Raw genomic sequence first — 7,325 nt, 5'->3', positions numbered from 1 at the left:
TTGATTGTCTCTATGACAATTTTTGATTTCTCCTCAGCACTATATTGCCTTACTTGTTTTTTCATCTCTAGCTCTCCTTTTTTGCTAAAGAATTCTATCTCATTTCTTCTATTTTTGTGTCCAAAATATGGAGACCATTATAATATTTCGTTCAGAAATAAGTCATGAAGTAACGAAAAATATATTAAAAACTAAAATCGTTAATCATGTTATTATTTCTCTTTTACCTTTTAATGGATTAGAAATAGGATGCATATTTAATGATGAAGCTCAATGTAAAAATACCACAATACTTCAAGCTTTTTGTGAGTTAGCAAAAGTAAATTATGAATCAGAAGGGATAAAATTAGATAATGCATGGATGGTTCATGTCCAAGATGAATGTTCCAGGTATTTTGCTGACGTACTAGGTAATGTATCACAACCTATAGAAGATAATTATTATTTATAACATCTAACTGATATAAATATGTAACTTTTAAAACAATATTTTAATTATAACAACGTAATAAAAGGTTAACTGTATGTATAAAAATGTTCCTCATAAAGCACTAAAAGCAGCTTATTCTGAATTTTTAGTCACTAAAATTCAAAATAACGACATGCAATCTGTAACAGAATGGGTAGAAGAAAGTTTAGTAAATGAAAATCCTAATATTGATGATGTTCGAAAAATTGCTTTTTACGAAGCAGAGAAATCATTAATTAAGTTATATATTGCTGAAAATAACTTTGAGAAGTTAAATACACTTATCAATGCAATTGATAATAAAAAATTTAAAGATGATCCAAAGCACCAAAAATTAAAGGTAAATGAATGCAGAGTTTTAGCAGGTGCCATAATAGAAGCAAAAAAATACTTAGAAGAAGATAAGAGTATACACAAAGATCTTTGTAAATTACTAGACACTAAATATCAAGAATTAACAGATGAAAGCTATAAAAATAAAATATCAGAGATCATAGGTGAAGCTTTATCAATTATTTCTTATACACCATCAGAAATAGTTACAACTATGGGGGGTGATGGAGCAAGTGGTAGTATGGCAGATATTTGATAGACTCAGGGTGTTAGAAAGTTTGTGTAGAGGGTGTCAGGATTTAAGCAGATTGTTGATCTCCTGGATAGATAAACCGGTAATACGAGAAATTTCAGGGATAGAGTAATTATTGAGTCAATCATTTATTTTGTGTAAGTTCTATTTTTTACATTCCAATAAATCATATTTAAAATCACCACAAAGTATTTCAAATTGATTCAAAGCTAATGACCAATCTTTTATGGGCATAGTCCATTTTTTAGATGCATTTTGCAGAGCTAAAAATAGAGTCTATAATATACTTTGTGTAAGTTGCAAAAGTAAGCAGTAAGAAGTACTGTAAGAAAACAACTTATAACAAGGTNAGGTAAAGCTGAGGGTAAAGCTGAGGGTGAAAAACAAAAAGCAATCTCTATAGCTAAAAATTTACTAAAGGCTGGTTTATCTGTTGACTTTATTACTCAATCCACCGGCTTGAGTCTATCGCAAATTGAGTCTTTATCCAAATAAGTGGAGAACGTTCAGTGAGGAGACCATTCAAAACTGAGTCTATAATATACTTTGTGTAAGTTGCAAAAGTAAGCAGTAAGAAGTACTGTAAGAAAACAACTTATAACAAGGTAAAATATGTCAGAAAAAATAAAAAAGAAGATACTAGAACTAAAAGATAATAATATAAGTAATAATTTAGTAGAAGAATTATTATCAAAAGCCGATCCATCTAAGTTGTTTGGCAAAGAAGGATTATTTCAACAACTAAAAAAGCAAATAGTTGAAAAAATATTAGAAAGTGAACTAGAGCATGAATTAGGTTATTCAAAGCATAGTAAAATGCTGAAAGTAGATAATAATCGTCGTAATGGTAGCTATGAAAAGACAATAATTGATGATGATGGTAGGAAGGTTACTCTGGAAGTACCAAGAGATCGAGAAGGAGAGTTTGTTCCCAAATTAATACCTAAAGGGCTGAGAAGATTCAGTGGATTTGACGATAAAGTTATCTCACTTTATGGTCGAGGAATGACAGTCAGTGAAATTCGAGGTCATTTGGAAGAAATATATCAAACTGAGGTTTCCGGTGATTTAATATCGACAATAACCGATGGAGTAATAGACGAAGTAACTAGGTGGCAAAATCGAGGTTTAGATAAGGTTTATCCAATATTATACTTAGACTGTATTCATGTTAAGTCTAGGGATAACCAGGTAGTGATAAATAAAGCAGTATATTTAGCGATTGCTGTTAATATAGAAGGAAAGAAGGAGTTGCTGGGTATTTGGGTAGGAAAAAATGAAGGTGCTAAATTCTGGATGCAAGTAGTTACTGAGTTAAAAAATCGAGGAGTAGAACAAATTTATGTTGCTTGTGTTGATGGTCTAAAAGGTTTTCCGGAAGCGATAAGTAGCATATTTCCTGCGACTATAGTACAGTTATGTATAGTTCATATGGTTCGCAATTCAGTGAAGTATGTCTCATATAAGGATTTAAAGGAGGTGACCACAGATTTGAAGCAAATTTATACAGCAAATAATGAAGAAATGGCAAGTCTAAAACTTCAACAATTTAGTTCAAAATGGGACAAAAAATATCCAGTAATTTCTGATATTTGGCAACGTAATTGGTGTGGGATAATCCCATTTTTTGCTTTTCCTGAGGAAATAAGAAAGGTAATTTATACAACAAATACCATTGAATCTGTCAACCGTCAAATTAGAAAAATTATCAAAAATAAGGGGGTGTTTCCAGATGATAAATCAATTCAGAAAATAATATTTTTAGCTCTGCAAAATGCATCTAAAAAATGGACTATGCCCATAAAAGATTGGTCATTAGCTTTGAATCAATTTGAAATACTTTGTGGTGATTTTAAATATGATTTATTGGAATGTAAAAAATAGAACTTACACAAAATAAATGATTGACTCCAAAATATAAATGCGTAAAACATGATCATCCTGCAGGGATAAGGCATTTGAGTAAGATAAATTATTGCAGGATATTTTTCTATAACAGAGAAGAAATTAACAGCAATTCCGACTCCTAGTTCGCTTTTGCCCCGTTTCTGTAATTTAACCCATAATTAGACAAATGTCTATTTTAACATGATTTTAATTCTTTTATATTATTCATGCATCACCTATAATGTTCACCTGTTCTTGTGAGTCATAAGAATACTGTTGTAAAGTTGCTAATATATCTTTCCTGTCATTCTGTATAGCTGCATCATTTACTCTATCAAGTATCCCATTGAATAAATCATCTATGCTTAAAACGTTACCTTTCATAAAATGTTTATTTGGATCTTTTAGATGCAATCTATTACTACATATCCTTTCTTCATTTCCTATTAAACCCGAGCGTATAGTTTTTAAAAAACTCATTATTTCTTCAGAAGATTTATTATTGTCAGTAGGACCAAATAGTTTTCCAAGAGAGCTCATTAATTCTTTTGATTTTAAGTGTTCGTGTAATGCTTGACTGATTACTTCATCAACTTTAACAGATAATGTTTTATTAGAGCTCATTTTATCTAGTGAAGTTGTAATTTTGCTATAATTTAGCACATGTTTTTGTTTATATTCTAATGGTTTTATTTTAGATACTGCTCCTTCACTTGCTGTATCTGAAGCAGGAATCTTAAAACTACCTTGATAGTCATCTCTATCTAGTGTTGGATCTTTTGGTTCAGCTGCTGCCTTAAGTAATATAAAATCATCTTTATTTAAGCAGGATAACTCTATTCCATACCAATCTTTTATTAAATCATAAAATACTTTAGCTGAAACTTCTTGTACCTGAATCTTATTAGCTTTAAACTGTCCTTTAGCTGTATCCCAATCCCATTGTAAAATACCACTACAGTTACTCAATTTAAAAGGTATTTTTTCTTCATCATGAATTAACTTATTTTGATCACACTGATCAGTAACAATAGATCCTAATTTTAGGTTAGTTAGAGTCCGAATAATACTATTTATACCTAATCTAGAAATTGCATCATTAGGGTCTAGTTTATTGTGAATGTCTAGCTTTAGACTCAACCAATCTTGCAGAATTTCAGTATCATTTTTTAGTAGCTGCTTTGCTTCTTTAGAACCTCTTGGATTTTCTCTATAATCATATGTTGATTTACCCATATCTTTATCAATTATAACAGAAGCATTTACAGCACCTTCCATAGCCATTGGCATTTTACTAGCAATTTGTTTTAGTTTATATATTCCTTTATCTACCAAATCAAAAAACATAGCATTGGTTAGAAGAGATGCTGAATTTCTTTTGACTTCTATTCCAAATATTAACTCTATATCTGCTTTAAATTGCTCTATTAAATCAGCTTCTAATTGCTTGTCTTTTACAAAACTATGCATTATTCTTCCTTTCAGAGATGATTGAAAGAATTTTTTTAATTCTTTTTCATTGATAGATTGTTTTTCTATAAGTTTATTCCATTCTTCTCCAATAGTCTTATAAGTGCCCTCATTTGTTTTGAGGTGTTTAAATGCCCCTCTTTTACAAACCTCTAAGGTTTCATTTTGTTGAGTAGTTTTTTTAGTAATAGAAGTAGAAGATATAATCTTACCCGTACCATGATTAAAGTCACATAAATGATTTTTCCCTAGGTCTCTATCTATTTTTTGACTAGCTCGTATTTTTGCCAGAAATATGCTAGCATCATCTTTGTTTTCTAATTTAAAAAATGGTTCTATTTCTTTCCTTGAATTTTGTGCATGTAACTCTATTGACTTGTGAAGTTTACGTATGTTTTTAAATGTGTTATGTATATCTACCTTTTTTTCTAAATAATATACTCCTCTTTCTGCGTCATTTTGTAAAGTTTGGTATTCATGTTCTTGAGCGCAAGCCTTGCTAATTAATTTTTGGTTTATTTGAAAATAAGTACTTGCTGCATCTTCTGATATTTTTTTATGAATTGACTCATAGTAATTAATAATTAAACCAAAACCACGTCCAAATTGAGAATCTAAACGTTTAAATTCGCTTTTATTGTTTGAAGGGATCAAATTATCTTTAATTTTTTTATATTCGGTTCTAACTGAAGTACTATGTAAAAGTTGATTTCCTATCTCTTTTAAAATACATGAAATATTATAGCCTGTATTATATTTGTTAAGCTTTTCAATAATATTAGGTTTTTTAGACAATTTTTGTAATTCCTCATAATCTTCTCCGTCTGTACTGTCACCTATTTGACTAATAACTCTTACCATTTTAACCTCTCTAAAATTAGTTTTATAATGTATCTCCAATTATTTCAGTACAAGGGTAATATTCTTTTAATACATCTAACATATCTTGATTGTAATGACGTAGTGCTATCTGATACATGCTATCAAAAGATTCATCAAATAACATATCTTTACTTAATTTATTAGTCTCATCCAGAAGCTTATTTTTATTTTCTAAATTTAATTCATGTTGATCAATAAAATCTTTTTCTTGATCTAAAGCCTCATATATAGCTTCTAATAGACTAATTGCTTCTTTTGTTTCCTCATGAGCAAATCTTGCTCCAAGGCTTGACATTAGTCCTTTTAATGTATATTTACCAGGAGCATCATGAATTTTATTAACCACCATAGTTAAGAAGTCTTTTTCAGGATCTGTTTCCTCATATAATTGTTTAGCTTTTGCATGGCTTTTGATATATGTGTTATAACTTTTTAAGTAGTTTAGTAAATCTGTGTTATCTTTTTGTTTTGCGGTTCTATACATACTATTAAATGCTTCATCAAATAAATCATCTCTATTGACGATGGTCCATTCTGCACGAATGTTTTCTAAGCTACAAATAAGATCTTGTACATCTTTTAACCCTAAGGATTCATATATAGTTTCTAAAATACCAATTGCTTCTTCTATGGTCTTATCTCCAAAGTTTTTACCAAGGTTTTCCATTAGTTTTTGTAATGAAGTATTTGTTGAGTTGGCGCTAATAATTTCCTCTTGTATTAGTTCCATAAAATTTTTTTTAACTTCTGGTTCTACTGTATTCTGATAAAACTCTTTAGCCTTATTGTGGTTTTTCATTATTTTCCCTCTTTTTTTAGAAGCTAGATTATTGAACCTAGCATGCCTTTTTGGTTGATTTAATATTATATAGTAATAACCCTTTTCGATTTTTTAGCTTCAAGGGGTACTATGATAAGGATTTATATAATCCTTGATTGTTAGTTGATTTGGTTGAACGTAGTTAATAAAAGATCTTAGTAAGCCTTTAAAGACCTTAGAATCTATGCTATCATATTTTATTTTTGGAAAGCAACAAATTTTTGCAATTTAATTTATAGTTATTAACTATTAACTATTTACTATATTGTAAATGTAATCTTCATTCCGCTTGTGCCTTTCCTTTAACATCGTTGCACAGGTTCCCGTGTTCAACTTGAAAGCCTTGACTTAAGCTCACGCCACCTCTATGCCGGATGCCACCTAGCCAGTAAACAGGTTCCCGCTAAATTTATCCCAAAGCAACATCACCTCCTTGGTTTTGACATCATCTGAAGCGCTTTCGACACTTGAACGGTGGTTCACTGTTGTTCGTCTTCTTAAGTCTATACCTGACACCTCAAGGATGCCTTTTCTGCATCGCTCACGACAATGCCCTTAAACAATTGCCGCATACAGTGGTTTGCAGCCTATTCCTGTAAATCGACTGCGAAGGACCTACCTTCATCTCTCAAGCCGCTTGGCACGGCACACTGATATCTCCGCTCCAAACCTCGTTAGCGTTAGGTACACCTACAGTCTTACTTGTACCTAGATTGGACCAATATTTATCAAGCAAATAACTATAAATTTTATGCTGTTTATCTTTTTCAGACGTTAACTTTTTCCTCTTTGGGGTTCTAGGGGGTAATCCCAGAAATTTTTGATTTGAGAGAAAGCAGAGTTTTTGTCAAAATATAAAAATTTTTATGGTTATAATTTTGGATATTGACAATTGGAGAAAAAGATATGGTTTCTAAGTTAAGGTTCTTTTTATCATTTATAAAATGAAAATCATATTCCTCATACCAATTTAGCATCAAACCAATAATATTACTAGTATAACTTAAAAGGATATCGAGCAGTTATATTGTTAATTAGATGGTGGTTTGGTATTACAGCTTTTTTTTCTACCTATAAGTAGTCGCTCCGTCAAAAGTCTATAATATAACATCTACTATATTTAAACACAAAAGCTGTCATATATGGACGAGTGAATTTGTCAAGAAAGAAAATAAAAAAATAGAGCCACAAAGGAAGCGGTCATATATTCG

General features: G+C 30.5%; 6 protein-coding genes. 4 read left to right on the top strand and 2 right to left on the bottom strand.

Annotated elements, in window-relative coordinates; all coding sequences use genetic code 11:
• Positions 1-127 precede the first annotated feature (127 nt).
• From RiCNE_RS05475 to RiCNE_RS05465, 4 genes are all read left to right on the top strand, one after another.
• The gene (locus RiCNE_RS05475) at positions 128-451 is read left to right on the top strand and encodes a hypothetical protein (protein WP_094649591.1); all 324 of its coding nucleotides are present in this window, start codon (positions 128-130) and stop codon (positions 449-451) included.
• Positions 452-524: 73 nt separating this feature from the next.
• Positions 525-1,058, top strand: coding sequence for a hypothetical protein (locus RiCNE_RS05470; protein WP_094649590.1), 534 nt, complete (start codon positions 525-527; stop codon positions 1,056-1,058).
• A complete protein-coding gene (locus RiCNE_RS08600) occupies positions 1,027-1,167 on the top strand; it encodes a hypothetical protein (protein WP_157905695.1) in 141 nt (46 codons plus the stop codon). Before RiCNE_RS05470 ends, RiCNE_RS08600 begins: the two co-directional genes overlap by 32 nt.
• 500 nt (positions 1,168-1,667) lie before the next feature.
• Entirely contained in the window at positions 1,668-2,939 is a 1,272-nt protein-coding gene (locus tag RiCNE_RS05465; protein ID WP_094649589.1) for an IS256 family transposase, read from the top strand.
• Between the two features lie 228 nt (positions 2,940-3,167).
• On the opposite strand, the gene RiCNE_RS05460 is transcribed toward RiCNE_RS05465, so the two are convergent.
• Positions 3,168-5,273, bottom strand: a complete 2,106-nt coding sequence (locus tag RiCNE_RS05460; protein WP_133062954.1) for a hypothetical protein — start codon at positions 5,271-5,273, stop codon at positions 3,168-3,170.
• Positions 5,274-5,295: 22 nt separating this feature from the next.
• Positions 5,296-6,093 carry a hypothetical protein gene (locus RiCNE_RS05455; RefSeq protein WP_094649587.1) on the bottom strand — a complete coding sequence of 266 codons (798 nt, stop codon included), beginning with the start codon at positions 6,091-6,093 and terminating at the stop codon, positions 5,296-5,298.
• Positions 6,094-7,325 lie beyond the last annotated feature (1,232 nt).

Origin of the sequence: Rickettsia endosymbiont of Culicoides newsteadi (genome assembly GCF_002259525.1) — a bacterium.
GTDB lineage: Bacteria > Pseudomonadota > Alphaproteobacteria > Rickettsiales > Rickettsiaceae > Tisiphia.
Note: the sequence above shows the minus strand (reverse complement) of the source record. Positions and strands in the feature narration are given on the sequence as shown.

Excerpts from the sequence above, each read along its gene's own strand:
- RiCNE_RS05470 (WP_094649590.1), top strand. The coding sequence starts at position 525 with ATGTATAAAAATGTTCCTCATAAAGCACTAAAAGCAGCTTATTCTGAA.
- RiCNE_RS08600 (WP_157905695.1), top strand. The coding sequence starts at position 1,027 with ATGGAGCAAGTGGTAGTATGGCAGATATTTGATAGACTCAGGGTGTTA.
- RiCNE_RS05460 (WP_133062954.1), bottom strand. The coding sequence starts at position 5,273 with ATGGTAAGAGTTATTAGTCAAATAGGTGACAGTACAGACGGAGAAGAT.
- RiCNE_RS05475 (WP_094649591.1), top strand. The coding sequence starts at position 128 with ATGGAGACCATTATAATATTTCGTTCAGAAATAAGTCATGAAGTAACG.
- RiCNE_RS05455 (WP_094649587.1), bottom strand. The coding sequence starts at position 6,093 with ATGAAAAACCACAATAAGGCTAAAGAGTTTTATCAGAATACAGTAGAA.
- RiCNE_RS05465 (WP_094649589.1), top strand. The coding sequence starts at position 1,668 with ATGTCAGAAAAAATAAAAAAGAAGATACTAGAACTAAAAGATAATAAT.